The 20,057-nt window shown below is 36.5% G+C and carries 20 protein-coding genes and 1 tRNA gene (1 of these 21 running past the window's edge); 6 read left to right on the top strand and 15 right to left on the bottom strand.

Annotated elements, in window-relative coordinates; all coding sequences use genetic code 11:
* Positions 1 to 59: transfer RNA gene (locus COU51_03350), tRNA-Lys, on the top strand (it extends 14 nt beyond the left edge of the window).
* 73 nt (positions 60 to 132) lie between these two features.
* Here the strand turns inward: COU51_03350 and COU51_03345 are convergent.
* From COU51_03345 to COU51_03295, 11 genes are all read right to left on the bottom strand, one after another.
* Positions 133 to 1,155 (bottom strand): type IV pili twitching motility protein PilT, encoded by a 1,023-nt coding sequence (locus tag COU51_03345; GenBank protein PIR66548.1) that lies wholly within the window; start codon positions 1,153 to 1,155, stop codon positions 133 to 135.
* Between the two features lie 143 nt (positions 1,156 to 1,298).
* Positions 1,299 to 1,991: a ribonuclease III gene (rnc, locus tag COU51_03340; GenBank protein ID PIR66547.1), complete on the bottom strand. Its 693-nt coding sequence runs from the start codon at positions 1,989 to 1,991 to the stop codon at positions 1,299 to 1,301.
* 79 nt (positions 1,992 to 2,070) lie between these two features.
* Positions 2,071 to 2,613, bottom strand: coding sequence for a transcription antitermination factor NusB (gene nusB / locus COU51_03335; protein ID PIR66546.1), 543 nt, complete (start codon positions 2,611 to 2,613; stop codon positions 2,071 to 2,073).
* Between the two features lie 5 nt (positions 2,614 to 2,618).
* Positions 2,619 to 2,762, bottom strand: coding sequence for a 50S ribosomal protein L32 (rpmF, locus tag COU51_03330; GenBank protein ID PIR66545.1), 144 nt, complete (start codon positions 2,760 to 2,762; stop codon positions 2,619 to 2,621).
* A gap of 48 nt (positions 2,763 to 2,810) precedes the next feature.
* Positions 2,811 to 5,282, bottom strand: a complete 2,472-nt coding sequence (locus COU51_03325; protein PIR66544.1) for a DNA gyrase subunit A — start codon at positions 5,280 to 5,282, stop codon at positions 2,811 to 2,813.
* 6 nt (positions 5,283 to 5,288) lie between these two features.
* The gene (locus COU51_03320) at positions 5,289 to 5,579 is read right to left on the bottom strand and encodes a hypothetical protein (GenBank protein ID PIR66543.1); all 291 of its coding nucleotides are present in this window, start codon (positions 5,577 to 5,579) and stop codon (positions 5,289 to 5,291) included.
* Positions 5,580 to 5,616: 37 nt separating this feature from the next.
* Positions 5,617 to 6,273, bottom strand: a complete 657-nt coding sequence (locus COU51_03315; GenBank protein PIR66542.1) for a hypothetical protein — start codon at positions 6,271 to 6,273, stop codon at positions 5,617 to 5,619.
* Positions 6,274 to 6,479: 206 nt separating this feature from the next.
* Positions 6,480 to 6,920: a hypothetical protein gene (locus COU51_03310; GenBank protein ID PIR66541.1), complete on the bottom strand. Its 441-nt coding sequence runs from the start codon at positions 6,918 to 6,920 to the stop codon at positions 6,480 to 6,482.
* Between the two features lie 5 nt (positions 6,921 to 6,925).
* Positions 6,926 to 7,162: a hypothetical protein gene (locus COU51_03305; GenBank protein PIR66540.1), complete on the bottom strand. Its 237-nt coding sequence runs from the start codon at positions 7,160 to 7,162 to the stop codon at positions 6,926 to 6,928.
* A 25-nt stretch (positions 7,163 to 7,187) separates the two neighbouring features.
* Positions 7,188 to 7,832, bottom strand: coding sequence for a hypothetical protein (locus COU51_03300; protein PIR66539.1), 645 nt, complete (start codon positions 7,830 to 7,832; stop codon positions 7,188 to 7,190).
* A gap of 88 nt (positions 7,833 to 7,920) precedes the next feature.
* Entirely contained in the window at positions 7,921 to 9,213 is a 1,293-nt protein-coding gene (locus COU51_03295) for a 30S ribosomal protein S1 (GenBank protein PIR66538.1), read from the bottom strand.
* Positions 9,214 to 9,410: 197 nt separating this feature from the next.
* Here COU51_03295 and COU51_03290 point away from each other — a divergent pair, with 197 nt between their 5' ends.
* From COU51_03290 to COU51_03275, 4 genes are all read left to right on the top strand, one after another.
* Positions 9,411 to 10,733, top strand: a complete 1,323-nt coding sequence (locus tag COU51_03290; protein PIR66537.1) for an adenylosuccinate synthase — start codon at positions 9,411 to 9,413, stop codon at positions 10,731 to 10,733.
* A 101-nt stretch (positions 10,734 to 10,834) separates the two neighbouring features.
* The gene (locus COU51_03285; protein PIR66536.1) at positions 10,835 to 12,667 is read left to right on the top strand and encodes a cell division protein FtsH; all 1,833 of its coding nucleotides are present in this window, start codon (positions 10,835 to 10,837) and stop codon (positions 12,665 to 12,667) included.
* 57 nt (positions 12,668 to 12,724) lie between these two features.
* On the top strand, positions 12,725 to 13,711 hold the full coding sequence (locus COU51_03280; GenBank protein PIR66535.1) for a hypothetical protein: 987 nt from the start codon (positions 12,725 to 12,727) through the stop codon (positions 13,709 to 13,711).
* Between the two features lie 53 nt (positions 13,712 to 13,764).
* Positions 13,765 to 15,462: a hypothetical protein gene (locus COU51_03275; protein PIR66534.1), complete on the top strand. Its 1,698-nt coding sequence runs from the start codon at positions 13,765 to 13,767 to the stop codon at positions 15,460 to 15,462.
* A gap of 56 nt (positions 15,463 to 15,518) precedes the next feature.
* Here the strand turns inward: COU51_03275 and COU51_03270 are convergent, their stop codons facing one another.
* From COU51_03270 to COU51_03260, 3 genes are all read right to left on the bottom strand, one after another.
* Entirely contained in the window at positions 15,519 to 17,012 is a 1,494-nt protein-coding gene (locus COU51_03270) for a hypothetical protein (GenBank protein ID PIR66533.1), read from the bottom strand.
* 91 nt (positions 17,013 to 17,103) lie between these two features.
* Positions 17,104 to 17,544, bottom strand: coding sequence for a tRNA (adenosine(37)-N6)-threonylcarbamoyltransferase complex ATPase subunit type 1 TsaE (locus COU51_03265; protein PIR66532.1), 441 nt, complete (start codon positions 17,542 to 17,544; stop codon positions 17,104 to 17,106).
* Positions 17,502 to 18,605, bottom strand: a complete 1,104-nt coding sequence (locus tag COU51_03260) for an RNA-dependent DNA polymerase (GenBank protein ID PIR66531.1) — start codon at positions 18,603 to 18,605, stop codon at positions 17,502 to 17,504. Before COU51_03260 ends, COU51_03265 begins: the two co-directional genes overlap by 43 nt.
* Here COU51_03260 and COU51_03255 point away from each other — a divergent pair.
* The gene (locus tag COU51_03255) at positions 18,562 to 18,936 is read left to right on the top strand and encodes a hypothetical protein (GenBank protein PIR66530.1); all 375 of its coding nucleotides are present in this window, start codon (positions 18,562 to 18,564) and stop codon (positions 18,934 to 18,936) included. The two genes, COU51_03260 and COU51_03255, sit on opposite strands and share 44 nt — an antisense overlap.
* Positions 18,937 to 19,320: 384 nt before the next feature.
* On the opposite strand, the gene COU51_03250 is transcribed toward COU51_03255, so the two are convergent.
* Positions 19,321 to 19,896 carry a hypothetical protein gene (locus COU51_03250; protein PIR66529.1) on the bottom strand — a complete coding sequence of 192 codons (576 nt, stop codon included), beginning with the start codon at positions 19,894 to 19,896 and terminating at the stop codon, positions 19,321 to 19,323.
* Positions 19,897 to 20,057 lie beyond the last annotated feature (161 nt).

Genomic DNA, 20,057 nt, shown 5'->3' with positions numbered 1-20,057 from the left:
GCCGGTAGAGCAGTTGCCTCTTAAGCAAACGGTCGCAGGTTCAAATCCTGCTGGGCGGACTTAAAAATCCTGCATTTGCAGGATTTTTAATTTTGTTTTTATTAAAAATGGGGTATTTTACTATCTTTAAAATTATCTTATCAAATAAATATCTGCTGTTTTGTCATCAATCTTTCCATCTTTTACAGCTCGTTTTATATCTTGCTCTATGGTAAACATCCCCGATTTAGCACTTGTCTGTAAAACTGTTTTTATTTGTTGAACCTTTCCTTCGCGAATTAGGTTTGCGATAGCCGCATTATTTATTAAAATCTCGCGAATCGCCGTTCTACCTCCGCCATGTTTTGGAACGAGCTGTTGAGAAATAATACCACGTAAAGTCATTGCTAATTGAATTTTTATTTGCGGTTGCTGATATGGAGGAAAAACATCGATAATGCGATCCACTGTCTGGGCTGCGCTATAGGTATGCAAAGTGGCAAAAACCAAATGCCCTGTTTCTGCTAAAGTCAACGCTGAAGAGATAGTTTCCAAATCACGCATCTCCCCTACCATAATTACGTTTGGGTCTTGACGCAGAAGGTGTTTCATCCCTTCGGCAAAGCTTAACATATCTGTTCCTAGTTGTCTCTGTCTTATGACTGATTTTACAGGAACAAAATTAAATTCCACAGGATCTTCCAATGTAATTATATTTTCGGCACGCGTTTTATTGATACGGTTTACCATTGCTGCCAAAGTTGTTGATTTTCCAGAACCAGTCGGACCGGTTACTAAAACAAGTCCGTGAGGAAGGTTGGTAAATTTTTCTGCTATCTCAGGTAATTCCAAATCTTTCATTGACGGTATATCTTTTGGAATAGCGCGAGCCGCCATACTGATAGAGCCTTCTTCAAAAAATAAATTAACACGGAAACGTTCGCCTGATGATAGAGAATAGGCAATATCCAATTCTCTATTTTTTATAAATTTTTGTTGGAGCGTTTTATCAATCATTGCAAAAACTAAGGCTTCTATCTGTTTCGCGGTAAGCGGTTTTGTTTTTACTTTAATAAGTTCTCCACTAATTCTTAAAATTGGCGGAAGTTCAGTAGTTAGATGTAAGTCAGACGCCTTATTCTTTATAACTGTTTTAAATAGTTGATCTATAGTCATACAAATTATGAATTAAAAATTATGAATGATGGGTTATGGAATTATACATAATATTATACTACAAATAATGCTGATTACAAAAAAGCTACGTAATCGCAGCTTTTTTATTCGTAGTTCGTAAATGATAATTTGTAATTCTTTTATTACTCCCAACCCTTAGCTTCCAATCCGGCACGGGCAGAATCCACTTGTGCTTCGTGCTTTGAAGTACCTTTACCCTCGGCAATTTTTTCATCTCCAATATAAACTCCAATAGTAAATTTTTTTGCATGGTCAGGTCCAACTTCTTTCAAAACCTTATAATTTGGAGTAACGCCAAATTTTTCCTGCGCCACCTCCTGAAATCTGCTCTTTGGGTCAAGATATAACTTTTTCTCCAAAATTTCTGAAAGTTTTATTAATAAATATTTTTTTAAAAAAACATCCGCTGCTTTATATCCGCCATCTAAATAAATTGCGCCAACGATTGATTCAAAGGCATTGGCTAAAATATAAAGACGAGCTTTGGAATCTTTGTCTTTCATCTCTCCACGCGAAAGAAGCATATAATCTTCCACTCCCAAATCTCTGCATAACTCACCTAAAGTATTGGCGTTTACAAGCGAAGCGCGCCAATTAGTAAGATCACCTTCTGGATTTGGATAATTTTCAAATAAATATTCTGTAACGACCAACTCTATTACCGCATCTCCTAAAAATTCTAAACGCTCATTATGTCCCAACCGAAATTTTGGATGCTCATTTAAATAAGAGCGGTGTGCAACCGCTGTAGTTAAAAAATCAATATTTTTAAATTTTACACCAAGTTTTTTAGCGAGTGCCGTTACATCTTTCATACTTGAGAGAATCAGGAATCATGAATTATGAATCAAGAGCAGATATCCCAATTCGTAATTTATAATTCGTAATTATTAATTATTTTATCTCTTCTAGAATTTGTGAACCCTCGGCTTCTGCATCGCTCTCGTTCGGAACAGCCAAGGATGGTTCTTCTTCTTTTTCTGGCTTCTCCTTATCAACATCTTTTACTTCTCCAGCCTCTACCATATCCTTATATATTGCGCCCAAAACACCATTTACAAATTTTCCGCTCGATTCTCCACCAAAATTTTTTGCCAATTCTATCGCCTCATTTATCGCAACTTTTGCCGGAATATTCGGAGAATGCTTAAGCTCTAGAATACCAATCCGTAAAACATTTCTATCAACCGTTGTTATTTGATCCAATGGCCATTCTGGAGCATATCTCGTAATAATCTCATCTATTTCTTCTTTATATTTTTTTACGCCATCAATAAGCTCTTTTACAAAACCCTTATCATCTAATCCTGTGGCAAACTGTTCTTTATCGTAATTTATAATATTTTTTATTTTTTCTTCGCCTTTCATTGCATTTCTAAAATCCCACTCATAGAGTGTTTGCATTGCTAAGGCTCTGGCTAAATGTCTATTGGCCATATGAATTAGTTACATTTTGGACATGCAAAATGAGGACGTTTTGTTGCGCCACATTTTTTACACTTCGTAAGCGTAGCCGGTGTTAGAGCATCATGAGATCTGCGATGGCCTTGCTTTGCCTTGTTTGTCTTTACTTTAGGTTTCATAATTTATAGCAGTTAATTAAATAAATATAATTCTTTTTTTAATTTTCTATCTTATATCAAGGTAACGGACGCGGCCTTGTCACTCTCGGCCTTAAAACGCATAAGATGAACTCCCTGGGTTGCCCGTCCCAAAGATGGGACTCCACCAAATTTCATTCTTATTACTTGTCCTTTTTCCGAAATTATTATTATATCTCGACCGTCATCTTCAGTGTTAGCAATAAAAGCACGCACTATCTCACCGGTTTTAACAGTTATATTCGCTGTCTTAATTCCAGAGCCTCCCCTTCCTTGAACCTTATATGATTTTAACGTTGTCTTCTTACCATAACCTTTTTCCGTAACAATAAATAATTCCAGAATATTTTTATTAACCATTTTTGGATCTACGACATCCATTCCCACAACGCAATCATTTTTCTTAAGACGGATAGCTCGGACGCCTGCAGCAGTTCTACCCATTGCCCGAACATTTGTTTCTTTAAATCTTATGGCCTGTCCATTTGCAGTTACTATCATTATATCATTATTTCCACTTGAAGGCTTTACCCATTCCAAATAATCATCATCATGAAGACCAATTGCAATGAGCCCGGAACGTCGAACATTTTTAAACTCATCAAGCGCTACTTTTTTAATCAATCCTTTTTTGGTTGCCATAACAAGATATTTTTCTTCGCTGATATCATCAAACGAAAGAACTGTGGAAACTTTTTCATTCGGTCCTAATTGCAAAAAGTTCTGTAGTGCCTGACCCTTTGCGGTTCGTGTTGCCTGTGGAACGTCATATGTTTTAAGTTGGAATACTCTTCCTCTGGTTGTAAAAAAGAAAAGGTCATTATGTGTCATTGTTGAAAAAAGAACTTCTACGATATCTTCTTCTTTTGTAGTAAGACCCATTACGCCCTTGCCTCCTCTTCCCTGACTTTTGAAGGTATCTGGCGGAATACGCTTAATATATCCATCCTGCGTAATCATAACAATGACTGACTCATTCGGCACTAAATCTTCCGGCTTAAATTCTTTGACGCCATGCGAAACAACTTTGGTTCTTCTTTCATCACCATATTTTTCTTTCAACTCTTTTATCTCATCCTTTAAAACGCCCGCCATCTTATTTTTTGAACTCAAAAGATCTTCTAGTTCTTTTATAAGCGCCATCTTCTCTTTTAATTCCTGCTCAACCCTTATTCGTTCCATGTTTGCCAATTGTTGCAAACGCATCTCCAAAATAGCAAGCGATTGAATCTCTGTAAGTTTGAATTTTTTTATTAGATTTATTTTTGCTTCATCTTTATCGCTACTTTTCTTAATTGTAGAAATAATTAAATCTATTTTTAAAATCGCGATTTTCAAGCCTTCTAAAATATGAGCACGTTCGCGAGCTCTGGTTAAATCATATTCTACTCTACGTTTTATAACTCCCAAACGATGTCTTATGTATTCTTCCAAAACATTTTTTAAAGTAAGTACTTTTGGTTGGATGCCGTCTACAAGCGCCAGCATATTTACATGAAATGTTCCCTGAAGTTGAGTGAGCACAAAAAGACGATTCAAAACTTTTTTAGGATAGGCATCTTTTTTAAGCTCTATCACAATTCTAATTCCTTCTTTTGAAGACTCGTCGCGCACATCTCTAATGCCTTCTATTTTTTTTGTTTGAACAAGCTCAGCAATTTTTTCTATTAAAGTTGATTTATTTACCTGATAAGGAATCTCGCTAATAATAATTCTGAATTTACCACTATCTTCCTGTATATCCGTTTTAGCCTGCATTACTATTCCGCCCTTTCCCGTGGCATAAGCTGTCTTTATTTCATTTTTATCAAAAATAATTCCTCCGGTAGGAAAGTCCGGTCCTTTTACGAACTCCATCAAATCATCAACTCCGCAATCCGGATTATCTATTAAATGAGTTAGCGCACCGCATACTTCTGTTAAATTATGTGGTGGGATATTTGTCGCCATACCAACAGCAATACCCATTGACCCATTCAAAAGAAGATTGGGGAGTTTGGCTGGCATGACCTTTGGTTCTTTTTGCGTAGCATCATAATTTGGAACAAAGTCGATTGTTTCCTTATCGATGTCATACAAAAGCTCTTCAGTAATACCTCGCATTTTTGCTTCAGTATAACGCATAGCAGCAGCCGGGTCGCCATCGATTGAGCCCCAGTTTCCTTGACCATGCACAAGTGTATAACGGAGCGCAAAATCCTGTGCCATTCTGGACATAGAATCATAAACCGCTGAATCGCCATGCGGATGATATTTTCCCAAAACTTCACCAACAACAGTTGCTGATTTACGAAATTTCCCGCCAGAACGAAGTCCCATCTGCCACATTGCATACAAAATTCTGCGATGGACTGGTTTTAAACCATCACGAACATCGGGTAAAGCACGTGAAATAATAACACTCATTGCATAATCCAAATAAGACTCCTGCATTTCGGCGACAATATTTATATTTTCTACCTGGCCGATATTATTTTCAGCTTCTAATTGTTTTTCGTCGGACATATTTTTTTATTCTAAATTTTTGATATCACCATGAGATTCTTCTGTGCTTGTTGATACCGGTACCTCTGATCCCTGAGGCGTATGCTCGTTCATCATTTTATCAATTTCTTCCATCTGTTTTTTTAAATCATCTTTTAATTCTGATAATGTGTCCTTATCGGAGCTCTTGCTATTTTTGGTGCTAAGAATAGTCGCGCTGATATTATAATTTGTAAGCGCAACCCAAACAACTCCGATTACAAACGTTATACCCATTACCCAAAGCCACATATGTAATTTTTTTTTGTCTGAAGACATAAAAAATAAGTTCAAAAATAGAAATTTACACTCTTTGCTATGCTTTCTCCAAAACTATTACTTTTGTTTCTTCTTCCGGTAAATCTTTTCTTGCAATTTTTAACTTATTCATCGTTTCTTCTTTTGTGCCATACTCTTTTAAGAATTTTTGCACATCATCCAAATTAATAGTAAGCCCCGGCATTTTATATTGCATCGGGATAATAACTCTTGGCTCAATTTGATTGGCTATTTCCGCTGCTTTCTTATAATCAATAGAATCTCCTCCGCCAACCGGTAAAAGAAGAATATCTATATTTTCAAGTTCGGATAAACTCTCATCTCTCAATTTATGTTTTAGCCCACCAAGATGCGCCATAGCCATATCTTCAAATTCAAATCTAAAAATCATAGATTCTTCTGTTTTTTCATCTGTGTCGCTTTTAACAGGGATACCGTAAATAAAAATTCCGCCTTTTTCATATTCGCCTGGTTCTGTAACTACAAGCTCTGATCCAGAAACAGCAGAAAAATTATTATAAAGCTTATTTTTATTATCTATAATAGCAACAATTTCCGCAGAAAGAGTTCTTGGTAATCTAAGTCCCATACCCTTCGTATCAAATGGATTGATAACAAGAGATGTCGTCTTGTTGACACCTTTTGCCTCTATGGAAAAGCATGATAAACCGTGATAAAGAATGTTTAAAATCATATTTTATACATTATTAATATAATAAAATATTACCATAAATTTAAAATTGGCGCAAGGGCTAGAAGTAAATGGTTATAAAGCTGTCCGCCTATGAAAAAACCAGTCAAAAATGACTGGAATTGGGGTTATGAATGTGCCCAAACTTGGGCTACTTCCCAACTTATAGGATACATAATGACTCTATTTAGAGTCTCTGAATAAAAAATTTAGAAATGACCTTGCTTATCACCCCTCTCACCTACGTCAACCAAGCTTTCTTTCAAAAGTTCTGGCATTAGCTTGCGCAAAATTATTTTTATCTCCGGCCAATATTTTTGTGAAAGCTCTTGATCTAATCTTACGTCTATAAAATCAATTGCTTCAACCAGCTCATTAACTTCCAAACTTGAAACACCATCTTCAAAGAATTCTAAACAGGTCTCAAATAATGCCCTTACTATCATATCAGCAGACATCTGACAACCTTCAACGATTAGCTCCTTTTTTATTTCTTCATCATTTTTATATTCATCCACTAATTTGATTTTTCCGTCTTGCATGGCATTGAATACATTAATAGTGGCTTTAAGTTGCTTTATTTCCTCCTTGTCTTCTTCTGTCAAATTTTCTTGTTCGTCTTCCAGTGCCGCCCTAAAGAACCCTTCCATTTCTCTTAACTGTTTTTTTCTTCTGAAGATAAAAAATACCACTCAAGCGGTTGAAAAAAACTGCTATCTTCTTCGATATTCAGGCCGTTCAGCGCATTTTCATATAACTCTTCCACAAACCTGCAAATGTGCGGTTCTAAGAGCCCTCGCATACACTGAAACCGTCCCCCAAACTTTTCACATTGTTTTTCACTTCTTGATAAAAAAAACGACAATATACCAATCGGTTTTGAAAAGGCCATCGCATACCTCCTTGATGTCTTGACTCTAATATTCCGCTGTGGCAACAGCGCCATAAAATTCCAAAAGTTCATCCAAATCCTGTATTTGGGGTTCGTTGCTATAGTTCACCCAACGTTCTTCCAACTCCATTATTTTTTGATTTATTTCTGAAGAATGCTCAGGAAGCTCTCCTGCCATTTGACGCAAATTGGCAATTTTTTCTTCAATTAGCAGAACCTTCTTTTTTCCTTCCTCAACGTATTCTCCAAATTTTTCTTTATCCTGTCCGGCAATCCGCTCCGCCACTTCGCGATGAACCTCTTTATGCACCTCACGTTCGGCATTTTGAAAAGCAAGCACATCTTCCCTGCTCAAATATTCTTCGTGCACCTTACCTTGCTTGATCTGTTCTACCTCTCCGCCATCTCGTAAAAACTTATCAAACCTTTTCCGTACGCTTTCATCTTCTATAAAATTATGAATACCGGCTTCTTCTTTTATCCGACAACAATCATCAAAAACTTTTGAATAAGCATATACATAAGGAAATGATTTTTTCCCAAACTCAACAATCTGACGCGCATCGTCTTCAGTAAGAACTTCTTTTGCAAAATCAATATTTGGTTTATCTGCAAAGCCTTCGGGAAGAAAATCTAAAAAAATTTTTAGCTCTTGTAATAATTTATTCATAAAATAATGGTTAATCCTCTTACTTCTATTCTATATAAATATCAAAAATCCCGCAATGCGGGATTTTTGTTTGATGTCTAAAAAAATTTTATTCTTCTTTTGCTTGGTCAGATACAGCTTCTTCTGGTTCGGAAACCTTTTCTTTTTGTTCTTCAGGCTTTTCCTCAGACGCTATTTCTTCTTTTTCTTCTGAAGAAGCTTCTTCTCTAACTTCTTCTTCCAATTTTTTTTCTGCTTCTGTATTTTCTTGTTTTTTAGTTTTCTTGCTTTCTTGTTCTTGTGGTTTCATACTAAGACCCAATCTATGCTCATTCGGCTCAATGGAAATAATCGTTGCTTCAACTTCATCATTTTCTTTAAAATCTTCCGGCTTATGTTTACCCAACTCTGAAATATGGACTAATCCATGAATATCTTTATCGAGCTCAACAAAAAGACCGAAATGATTTGTCTTCAAGACTTTGGCTTTTACCTTGTCGCCAATTTTGTATTTTTCATTTACGTCTTTCCATGGATCGTCCTGAAGTTTTTTAATTGATAAGAAAATTCTTGAACCTTGAATATTAACAATTACAGCTTTTACCTTATCGCCGACTTTGAATAAATCCTGCGGGCTATCAATTCTCTGCCAGGCAAGTTCGCTGATATGAATAAGCCCCTCTAAGTCATCAAATTTTACAAAAACTCCAAAATCGGTAACAGCGGTGATGGTTCCTTCTACTAAATCGCCAACCTTATATTTAGCAATATTTTCTTTTTGATCTTCTTCCCAAATTTGCTTTTCGCTAGCAATAAGTTTTTCCTGTTGCTGATCTGCGTCCAAAATTTTAACTTCTATTTCCTGACCAACTAAACTGCGCAATTTCTCTAAAATTTTTGATTTGTCTCCACCCTGAACACGAGGATAGTTCTCCGGTGATAGTTGTGAAACAGGAATAAATCCCTGAATTCCAAAAAGTTTTATAATCAATCCGCCTTTGTTTGCTTCTTGGACTTTGACTTTAACTTTTTCACCTGTCTTTCTGAGCTCGTCCAAATTACCCCAAGTTTTTTGCTGGCCAGCAAATCGGAAAGAAAGTTCAACATCACCATTTTCATTTTCCAAATCAACTACGGTTGCCTCCACTTCATCGCCAACATTAAGACCGGAAAACTCTTCTGATTCGCCGTAAAGTTCATTTCCACGGACAACACCTGTGCGGTAACCTGGCAAATCAATTTTTACTTCACTTTTAGATACGGAAACAACTGCTCCTTTTACCAAGTCGCCTGATTTTGGAATTTGTAAAAACTGTTTATCCTTTAACAGTTCTCGAAATTCTTCTCCTCTTACAGTAATTGCTTTTTCGTCTTCTTTTTCAATTATTTTTTCGTCTGTCATATTTTTTATACAAAAAATGCTTCTTCTCAGCACCAAAAGAAGCTAATCTTAATAATAAAGTATGCCGAATGTATGAATGTATATTAACATATATTATAAAAAGTGTCAAATCATACCAAATCGGACGATTTCTGGCTTTTTTTAATATTTGATGTTAATATAATTACGGTTATTTAACTCTTGGGAAGGAGAGGACAATGCAATCCATTGTGGTTGTAGGTACCCAATGGGGAGATGAGGGAAAAGGAAAGATCGTTGACTTGCTAAGTGAAAAAGCAGACATAATTATTCGTTTTGGCGGAGGAAATAACGCCGGGCATACTCTGGTTGTAGACGGCAAAAAGCTTATTCTCCACCTAATCCCAAGTGGTGTTATCCATCCGGGAAAAACTTTGGTTTTAGGGCACCATATGGTACTTGATCCACTGGCTCTGAATGACGAAATCCATACTTTGCAGGCAATCGGTCTCTTGCAAGACGCAAAAAAATATCTCAGAATCTCCAATCTGGCGCACATTATAATGCCGTATCATATTGATTTGGACAAACTGCGCGAAGCGCAAAAAACCGGAAAAATCGGTACAACCGGACGAGGCATTGGCCCGGCTTATGAGTTCAAAGCTGCCCGTTGCGGAATCAGAATGGGACACTTGCGTTACCCCGAGCTTTTTAGAGGACTGGCGGAAAAAGCATTGGCAAAAGCCAATCCGGAGATTGAACGCTTGGGCGGAGAAAGGCATTCTGTTTCTTCGGTTGTCGGACTGCTTTGCTTGGCAAGCCACAATCTTGCGCCATATATAGACAATATTCATCCGATAATCCAGGACACAAAAGCACTGAATTTAAAAATCTTATTTGAAGCCGCGCAAGGTGCAGAACTTGATATGGATCAAGGTACATACCCCTTCGTCACTTCATCCACAACGCTAGCAAGTGCCGCAGCATCAGGAAGCGGTTTGGGTCCGATGGATATTCAAAAAGTTATTGGTGTTGTAAAAACATATACAACTCGTGTTGGTGGAGGACCATTCCCTACAGAGCTTCTTTATGAGGTTGGAAAACACATTCGTACAGTAGGCGCTGAATATGGATCGACAACCGGTAGAGACAGAAGATGTGGTTGGTTAGACCTTGTCCAACTGCGACATGCAGTAGGGGCTAATGGCATCAAAGAACTTTTCTGGACAAAACTAGATGTTTTGCGTGGACTCCATCCTCTCAGGATATGTGTGTCTTACAGATTCAGAGGAGAAACAATTACCAGCTGGAACGATATCCCAGCAGAGCTTCTTCACGAAGCTGAACCGAATTATATTAGCCTTGATGGATTTGACGAGGACATTTCCGGCGCTCGCGATATCAGTGATCTGAGCTTAAAGGCACTAGCAATCCCCCGGTACGTATGCGAAAAACTCGGGGTTACCATCTCCGGCATCTCTGTCGGTCCAGACAGAGAACAAACAATCATGGTAAATAAATTTCCTTGGGGTTACCCAGGCATCAGCACTTTTACTTTCTAACTCAAATCTCCCAATTGGGAGATTTTTTAATCCTTGACCGCCTTCCTATTATTATATATAATATACAAAGTGTTATTTTTACTATATAATTAAAACATACTATGAAAGCAAAAAATTCACCTCTCCTAAAAAATATTCTTTTATTTTTAATTATTTTTCTGGCAATTGCCGGACTTTTTAGTACGTATAATCTACAAACAGATAAACCGGAAATAAAAGATATCGGTACGCTTGTAAACCAAATAGAACTCGGGCAAATTAAAAAAATTGAAATTCAGGATAACAAATTAAGTGTAACATTGAATGACGATACAACAGAAGAAGTTTCAAAAGAGCCACAAGATAGTTTAACCACTCTTCTTTCTAACTACGCAGTAAATCCTGAAAAAATTAAAACAATACAAATCGAGGTTAAAGAAGAATCTGGTTTTTCTTATTGGCTAAAAACACTTCTACCATTTTTAATACCATTTATATTTATAGGAATTTTTATTTACATAATGACTCGCCAGATACAAGGCGCAAACACGCGGGCAATGAGTTTTGGAAAATCAGGCGCGCGAGAAATAGCTAAAAATTCTAAAAACAAGATAACCTTCAAAGATGTCGCAGGAGAAAAAGAAGCAAAAGAAGAACTGCAAGAAGTTGTAGAATTTTTGAAACATCCGAAAAAATTTATTTCCGTCGGAGCAAAAATACCAAAAGGAGTTCTTCTTATGGGAAGCCCTGGTACTGGAAAAACACTTTTGGCGCGCGCTGTTTCCGGTGAAGCGGAAGTTCCCTTTTTCCATATTTCTGGTTCAGAATTTGTAGAAATGTTTGTTGGTGTTGGGGCAAGTCGCGTTCGCGACCTTTTTGCAAAAGCTAAAAAAAATACACCTTGTATTATTTTCGTTGATGAGATAGATGCGGTTGGCAGACAGCGCGGAACCGGTATGGGCGGTTCTCATGACGAGCGCGAGCAAACATTAAACCAAATTCTCGTTGAGATGGATGGATTTGATCCTAATCAAGGAATAATTGTTATGGCCGCAACGAATAGACCGGATGTTCTTGACCCGGCGCTTCTTCGCCCGGGACGTTTTGACCGCAGAATTGTCCTTGATATGCCGGATATAATTGACCGCGCAGAAATTTTAAAAATACATGCAAAAGGAAAACCAATCGCAAAAAATGTAGATATTAAAAGAATTGCTGAGCGAACACCGGGATTTTCCGGCGCAGACCTGGCAAATCTTATGAATGAAGCGGCGATACTTACTGCACGCAGAAATAAAAAAGAAATGACTATGGACGAGCTGACTGAAGCAATCGAGAAAGTTATGCTTGGACCTGAAAGAAAAAGCAGAGTTCTCTCAAAAGAAGAAAAAGAGATTACTGCATACCATGAAGCAGGACACGCTCTTGTTGCTCACGAAAGTCCTTATTCTGATCTCGTTCACAAAATCTCTATTATTTCGCGCGGACACGCCGCCGGCTACACTTTGAAATTACCAGAAAAAGAACGATACCTCAAAACACGCGGAGAATTTTTAGCTGAACTTGCAGTTGCTCTTGGAGGATATGCGACCGAAAAAATGATTTTTGGTGAAAGCGACTTAACAACTGGGGCTTCAAATGATTTGCGGGTTGCCACCCGTCTTGCAAGAACTATGGTTACCCAATATGGTATGAGTGAAAAATTAGGACCACGGACTTATGGACACAAAGAAGATGTGGTATTTTTGGGACGTGATTTCACCGAACAAAAAGATTATAGCGAAACAACAGCGCAAGTAATCGATGAGGAAATAACCCATTTAATGAAAGAAGCCGAAAAAAAAGCACATGAAATCATTTCAAAAAATAAAGAAAAACTAAAAGAAATAGTGGATATTTTATTAAAACAAGAAATTATAGAAAAAGAAGAGTTTGAATCACTATTTAAAAAATAAATATCGCTATATGCTTATAGCCCACAGCTTACAGCTTATAGCTTTTTAAGGAGGCATATGAAAATCGACTCATCATCTCTTTATCGAGATATAATAAAGCGAGCTTTTTTAGTTACTTGGCGAAACCGATTTTTATGGATATTGGGGTTTTTCACTACATTTTTAGGACTTGGCAGTTTGTACGAAATAACCGTCAAAAACAGCATAAACAATATTGAGATATTCAGTTCTTTTGCAAATAAAATAACATCTATCTCATTATCCGGAATTATTATTTCCAAAAACTTGGACAAAATAAATATAGGTAACGCTATTCTAACAATTTTTTTCTTAATTTTTGCTACAGCTCTAATAGCTTTTTTAATCTGGCTGGCGGTTATTTCTTTTAGCGGGCTAATCAAATCAGCTCAAAAATTAGATCAAAATAAAAAAAAGCTGAGTCTTCGTGTCGTACTAAAAGAAGGTAAACAACATTTTTGGCAAATTTTGGGAATAAATATTTTAGGAAAAGTGTTAATCACCTGCCTCTTAGCTTTTACTGGCTGGACACTGTCATTCATTATTATAGACCATTCAATAGGCAGAGCGTTTTTTTATTTTTTTGTAGCGTTATTATTTATTGCAATATCTTTATTAATTACATTCCTAATAGTCTACGCGTCATGTTTTTCAATTTTAAAAGAAAAATCTTTTTTCTCATCAATAAAACATTCGTGGGATTTGTTTAAAAAAAATTGGATAGTAAGTATTGAGGCTTCGGTAATACTTTTTGCGGTTAATTTTATTCTAAAGCTTACCCTTACGGCATCCATCGTGCTCTTATCCATACCGTTTATGATACTTTTGCTTCTCTTTTATTCAGCCGCTAGTACAATATCCGGCATCTCTACAGTTATTATTGCTATCTGGATTTTAATAAGCATAGTATTAATGGTATTAGTCGGCAGCTTCTACTCAGCCTTCCAAATTGTTGCATGGACTTTTATTTTTGATAGAATAAATAAAGGCGGGGTGTTGTCCAAATTGCATAGGATATTCGGATAATAATTCTTAAGCTCAGCGACGCGTGATTCTAATAATTTTGTTTTAATGATTTTATGCCATTACCATCAATTGATGATTTACTAAAAAAACAAGGGGAGGTACTTTCTGAAACGCAAGAAAAATACACAGAAAAAATAGAAGAAATACGCTTGAAAGAAAAAGAAGAAGAAACAAAAGAAGAAGCCTCCTCTTTGGGTGACTCTTATATAAATTTAACCGGCTTTCCTATTGCTCCGGAAACTTTGAAATTACTGCCAAAAGAACTTGCGGACACAAATAAAATGGTTTCTTTTTTTCATGGGGGCGGAGAAACAAGAATCGGGGCATTGGATCCAAAAAACGAAAAAGTAAAAGAAATCGCATATCAAATAGGAGAACGACAACATTCTAATATTAGAATTTATAAAATATCTATCCAATCGCTCAAAAACGCATTAAAACTTTATGCTGCTTTGCCAACAATAAAAGAAATAAAAAAAGGCGTGGAGATAAAATCTGAAGATATAGAAAAATTTCGGCGTGAAATAAAATCATTTACAGATTTGGCAGAAAAAATAAAAGGCGTTTCTACAACGAATTTAGTAACTTTTATTGTCGCGGGGGCTGTAGAATCTAAAGTTTCCGATATTCATATTGAAGCGGAGGAAAATGATGTAAAAATTCGCTATAGAATCGACGGCATCTTACAAGATGTCGCGTCCGTACCAAAAGAAAATTGGAAACAAATAATCTCACGCATCAAACTTTTGTCTTCATTAAAATTAAACATCACAACTAGACCTCAGGACGGTAGATTTACTATAAATATTGATAATGAAAAAACAGATGTTCGTGTTTCTACGATTCCAACTGCTTATGGCGAAAGTGTCGTAATGCGTCTTTTACGCTCTGAAGCGGCAGGTCTTGATTTCGAAAAATTAGGATTTAGGGGTGCCTCATATGAAGAGATGAAACGTCAAATAGAGCGACCTAACGGCATGATAATTACAACGGGTCCCACGGGTTCAGGAAAAACTACAACGCTTTATTCAATCCTAACCAAACTAAACAGGCCGGGCGTAAAAATAATAACGTTGGAAGATCCAATCGAATATCGATTAGAAGGAATTAATCAAAGCCAAATTGACCATTCAAAAGAATATTCATTTGCTAAAGGATTGAAATCAATCTTGCGTCAAGACCCTGATATTGTAATGGTTGGAGAAATCCGCGATTTGGAAACAGCGGAAACCGCTATACAGGCGGCATTAACGGGGCATTTACTTTTATCTACAATTCATACCAATAGCGCAGCAGGCGCTATCCCTCGATTTTTATCTATGGGTGTAAAACCGTTTCTACTTGCACCTGCACTGAATGCAATTATTGCTCAACGATTAATTAGAAAGATTTGTCCTGAATGTAAAAAAGAATACCAACCATCTACCGAAGAGTTAAACAGAGTTAAAGATATTTTGTCACAAATACCAGAAGACAATAAAGACCGACCGGATTTGACTAATCTAAAATTTTATAAAGGAGCGGGATGTGTGGCTTGCGCTGAAATGGGCTATAAAGGCAGGGTTGGAATTTATGAAATTTTTGTAATCAACAAAGAGGTTGAACAAGTTATTTTATCGGCAGAAATATCAGAATATAAAATGCAAGAGATCGCAGTAAAAAATGGCATGATTACAATGGCACAAGATGGACTCCTAAAAGCATTGGACGGAATTACAACAATTGAAGAAGTGTTCCGCGTTGCGGAATAAATTATACATAAACTTTAATTATAAACCCCCAGCTCATTTTGGCTGGGGGTTTTATATTATACCAAGTCTGCAAATTCATCATGTATACTGGACAACTTGGCTCCTTTTTTTTCTAATGCATCAAGAGCTACCCTTAACAGAGAGAATAAAAATCTTATCTCCATATCTGCGTAATGCATAAACTCTCTAAAGTCGGAGTCAGTTCTTTTACTTAGACAATGCCGTAATTCATGAAGGTAGGTTAATAGAATATCAGAGTCATTACCTTCCAGAAGCTTCTCTTCAATGCATATTTCTTCAAACTGGAGCGCCAAACCATTAACCATCCCACTAGGATCTTTCATTATTTTTACTGGATACTTTGCAGAACTTTCTCTATAAAACTTAATCCTTGAAATATACCTTTCTATTATGGAAAAAATACGCGCTTTTTCATTTGCATCCGGATCTCTAAATAAAATATTCCGAAGCCTGTCCCTTATAACATCTTTTACTGTCAATATTCCAGCTTTTTTTAAAAAAATATTCAAATTATACCCCGGACTTACCGACTTAAATCCCATTGTTTCTGCGTTTGCATCAATAAATGCATTATCAGATTTAAGATAAGCGTTTTTGCCAAAAATATCACTCCAAACTCGTTGACAAAGTGCCTTAAACTCATCTGATATACTTTCTTGTTCTACTAAACCGAAGACTACACCTTCGTATGCAAACGGATTTTGTACAGCAAAAGCGATTATTGTTTTTAAAAGATCATATTCGTCAATACGACAAAACAGTTTTGCCAGTCTTTTATTAAAAGAATATTCGTCTTTTATCCATCTCATTTCGTTTACAATATCTTTACCAAATACATCATAATCAAAACAAGAACCGCCAAAGTCATCCTTTTCTTGGCATCCAACTAAATATCCATGATTAAAAAATCGCGTTTTGCCTTTTTCTGATTTTGGATAAATTGCTCCAAGCTCCGGAACTATCAAAAGCGGAATTTCTTCCAAAAATTTAAAGTATCGAATGGATAATCTATCCAGCATCTCCAGCAATTCTTCTCTTTGCTCAATATAAATAACCGTATAGCCACGAGGCGCTTGACAAATCTCTGTAACATTTGTTTCTATTTTGTAGTCAATATCTTCATCTCTTGCGTTGGCAATATATTCTCGCAAAGACGGATAAGCCGAATTATCATCATCTCCTATTGGCTTATCAAATTCCGGAAAAGCATCAATAGAGATTGATATGTCTTTTATTGTTCCGTCGCTATAAACATATCTGATAATTCCGCTTTCTATTGTTACATTTTCATGGATAAAACTAATAGGCAATATCTCAAAACTTAGAATATATGGACCGTTAGTATCTTCACTGGATGCAACAACGTCGATTCCTAAACGTAAGGCTGCGGGTGTTGCTAATTTAAAACCGGACTGCCACTGACCGACAGATATTCCATTATTAGTTTTACTCTTTTTTGTGCCTAATCCAATAACCTCTAAAAGCAATCTATTGACTGTGCCCTTATTTGTTAATTTGATATATTTCACGAACCTCTCCTTGTCAAAGAACCTCTTATTAATATATTAAGCAGAAACTATATAAAAATCAAGTAGTGCCTGTTGGCGCTACTTTAATAGTTTATTCAATTTCTATTTTCCTCTCATCTTCTTTTTCTCCATGCTCTATTTTTATTTTTATTATCTTTTGTCCCATTTTTTCTATTCCCTTTAATCTATCTGCCCATTCAATAACCGTGACAGACTCATTGTTTATATAATCTTCCACGCCAATATCCAAAAGTTCTTCCAATGAATTCAACCGATAAGCATCAATATGACAAAACTCTGAAGTCCAAGAATTATTATTTAACTTCTTAATTGGATAAAGTTTTAGAATATTAAAAGTCGGACTTTTAACTGTTTCCATAATGCCGAGCGTCTTTGCCATACCTTTTACAAAAACCGTTTTTCCTGCTCCCAAATCGCCATATAACAAAATCATCTCTCCACCGTGGAGTCGCTTAGCGAAATCTTTTGCTATTTGCAGTGTCTGTTTTTCATTTTTTGTTTTGTATTGCATAGTTCTATATCTTTTATAATATCATAAATTTGTTTTTTTATATCATCTCCCTTGCAATGCTTCAGAATGCCTAAATAAGATTGAATCATTTGATAAAAATTTTCTCCAGTTATCTGCCCTGATTCTAACTTTCTCAAATTCATCTTTATTTTCCTAATAACTCGCTTTTTTGTCTTAATTCTTAAAACCCTGTAATGAGGCAGTGATACATATCCTAGAAAATCTATTCCCTGTCTAAATTTGCGAACAATAACTTTGTTGGGATGCATTGATAATTTTAATTCTTTTAATAAAAAATTGTTAATTTGTGGAATAAGTCCTGTCAAATAATTCTTGTTACTGCCAAGAATAATAAAATCATCGCAATATCGCAAATAAAACTTTTCTTTCAAAGTATGCTTTATAAATTGGTCCAGTTCATTAAGATAAATGTTAGCAAATAGCTGGCTGGTCACATTTCCAAGAGGCAATCCCTTGCCACTCTCCATTTCAAAACTTTTTATAATTTTGTGGGATAACCGTATTGTTTCGATATCAATTCCACCACTTTTAATTAATCTTAATAAAATATCGTGGTCAATGCTGTGAAAAAACTTCTTGATATCACATTTAAGCGCGTAAATCGGTTTTTTATAATTAATGCTCAATTTGCGCGCAAATTCTTCCAACTTTAACACCCCTTTATGCGTTCCTTTTTCCAGCCGGCAGGAATAAGAATTAAAAATTTGCCTTTTATCAAAAATGGGATACAATATTCTAAAAAGCACATGATGAACGAGACGGTCGCGAACAAATGCCTTATGAATATTACGCAACTTTGGGTCGCGCACGCAAAAAGAAATATATTTTCCCGGTATATACTTTCTTTCTTCCAATATCCGCTGCAATTCAAAAATATTATCTTCAAGATAAAATTCAAATTGCTGTATTTCATACTTTTTTCTTTTGCCACGCCTGAATTCGCGCCAAGCTAAAAATAAATTTTCGCTTGAAATAATTTTATTAAAAACATTATGAATACATTTAGTATTACCCCCCCCCAACGCTATCTGTCCGCCTATTGTTCATATAATTACTGAATTTTATAAAAATATTTATACCCTGAATAAAAAATTGCAAAAAGGAGACAAGCTGGGGATTGGGAACAAGATTGAAACCGCCTGTCTTAAATGTTTAGAACTGTCAATTGAATCCGCCCTAATAGCCAAAAATGAAAAGCATCCAATACTTAAAAAACTGCAAATCCAAACTGAAATATTAAAACGGTTGATTCGATTGATGCATGAACTGGATATAATTAAAATAAAAGATTATCTCTCATTACAAAAACAATTACAGGAAATATCTAAAATGGCGAATGGCTGGATAAAGTATTTGCAAAAAAGGAGCTGAAATAAATAGCTCCTTTTTCTTTTTGGAAACTTCTACACGAGAACGAAGGTTGTCGTTGACGTTCTTCGGGTTGTATCAATTGACATTGAAGTTGCCGCCGTTCCAGTTCGCGTTCGGGACATTACCATCCGAGTCCTGCGAACGCATATTATCCGACTCTGTCCAAAGCACTGGCAATCTTTTTCAAAATTGCCTGCGTTTTCTCTACGCAACCTCGTAAGAGTATAATATAGAGCCAGATAAGCAGTTCCCTAAAATTGGCAAATTGTTGCCCCATGCAAAAGCGGAGCCAATTTATTAACCAATTTTATTTTATAAAAAAATTCTCCGTTTTGCAACCGCAAAACGGAGAAAGGGAAAAAAGTTAAAAGGAACAAGAATAAATTAGAAAACTACTACACGAGAACGAAGGCCGCCGTCGATGACCCACGGGCGACACCAATAGACATCGAAGCCGCCGCCGCCCCAGTCCGCGAACGGGACAAAACCATCCGAGTCCCGCGAACCGGAGCAAAGCGTCCGATTATATTTATCAAGATGCTTTTGAACTGTTCTAAATTTGTAAAGCTCAAGCATCATCCGCTCCGCCAAGGTGATAGTGGCGATATGTCTTTGCCAAATGGCTTGTGCCGAGAGTCCTTTCAGGGCTTCATCGCCATCTGTTGCTTCAAAATGATTGCCGACACGCACTGCGTAAGAGCCATCCTTTGGCGTTCTGTCATTGTGCGTGACGGATTCATCAAGACTATCGACACCTTTCCAGCTTGGGAAAAGCTCTTTGCACGCACCAAAAATTCTTTCCTGAAATCCGAGCTTTCTTCTAGTCAGCTCTTGTGGCATCAAAACCGGAAGGACAAGATTACCTTGAGCTTGCGGAATCTTGATGAGAGAAAAATCAGGCGCAAAGCTGAATAGCTCTTGAAAAATAGGGCGCCAGATTTCAAAGACCTGCTCATTCATCTTCTGCGCCTACGGTTTGGCTTTGCATTCTTGACGCGCGGCGCATTTCAATTTCGTGAGCCATTGCTTCAAGAGAAATGTTGCAACTTACTCCAATTTCAATAACTTGAGTGGCAGTAATCATTCCTCTGTCTGTCTCGCGCATGACACATTCCCTCCTG

The organism is Parcubacteria group bacterium CG10_big_fil_rev_8_21_14_0_10_36_14, from assembly GCA_002772895.1.
Lineage (GTDB): Bacteria > Patescibacteriota > Patescibacteriia.
This window is presented reverse-complemented; position numbering and strand designations above follow the sequence as displayed.

Bases quoted from the DNA above. Each gene is read 5' to 3' on its own strand.
- COU51_03345 (PIR66548.1), bottom strand. From the start codon at position 1,155: ATGACTATAGATCAACTATTTAAAACAGTTATAAAGAATAAGGCGTCT.
- rnc (PIR66547.1), bottom strand. From the start codon at position 1,991: ATGAAAGATGTAACGGCACTCGCTAAAAAACTTGGTGTAAAATTTAAA.
- nusB (PIR66546.1), bottom strand. From the start codon at position 2,613: ATGGCCAATAGACATTTAGCCAGAGCCTTAGCAATGCAAACACTCTAT.
- COU51_03325 (PIR66544.1), bottom strand. From the start codon at position 5,282: ATGTCCGACGAAAAACAATTAGAAGCTGAAAATAATATCGGCCAGGTA.
- COU51_03320 (PIR66543.1), bottom strand. From the start codon at position 5,579: ATGTCTTCAGACAAAAAAAAATTACATATGTGGCTTTGGGTAATGGGT.
- COU51_03315 (PIR66542.1), bottom strand. From the start codon at position 6,273: ATGATTTTAAACATTCTTTATCACGGTTTATCATGCTTTTCCATAGAG.
- COU51_03310 (PIR66541.1), bottom strand. From the start codon at position 6,920: ATGGAAGGGTTCTTTAGGGCGGCACTGGAAGACGAACAAGAAAATTTG.
- COU51_03305 (PIR66540.1), bottom strand. From the start codon at position 7,162: ATGGCCTTTTCAAAACCGATTGGTATATTGTCGTTTTTTTTATCAAGA.
- COU51_03300 (PIR66539.1), bottom strand. From the start codon at position 7,832: ATGAATAAATTATTACAAGAGCTAAAAATTTTTTTAGATTTTCTTCCC.
- COU51_03295 (PIR66538.1), bottom strand. From the start codon at position 9,213: ATGACAGACGAAAAAATAATTGAAAAAGAAGACGAAAAAGCAATTACT.
- COU51_03290 (PIR66537.1), top strand. From the start codon at position 9,411: ATGCAATCCATTGTGGTTGTAGGTACCCAATGGGGAGATGAGGGAAAA.
- COU51_03285 (PIR66536.1), top strand. From the start codon at position 10,835: ATGAAAGCAAAAAATTCACCTCTCCTAAAAAATATTCTTTTATTTTTA.
- COU51_03280 (PIR66535.1), top strand. From the start codon at position 12,725: ATGAAAATCGACTCATCATCTCTTTATCGAGATATAATAAAGCGAGCT.
- COU51_03275 (PIR66534.1), top strand. From the start codon at position 13,765: ATGCCATTACCATCAATTGATGATTTACTAAAAAAACAAGGGGAGGTA.
- COU51_03265 (PIR66532.1), bottom strand. From the start codon at position 17,544: ATGCAATACAAAACAAAAAATGAAAAACAGACACTGCAAATAGCAAAA.
- COU51_03250 (PIR66529.1), bottom strand. From the start codon at position 19,896: ATGAATGAGCAGGTCTTTGAAATCTGGCGCCCTATTTTTCAAGAGCTA.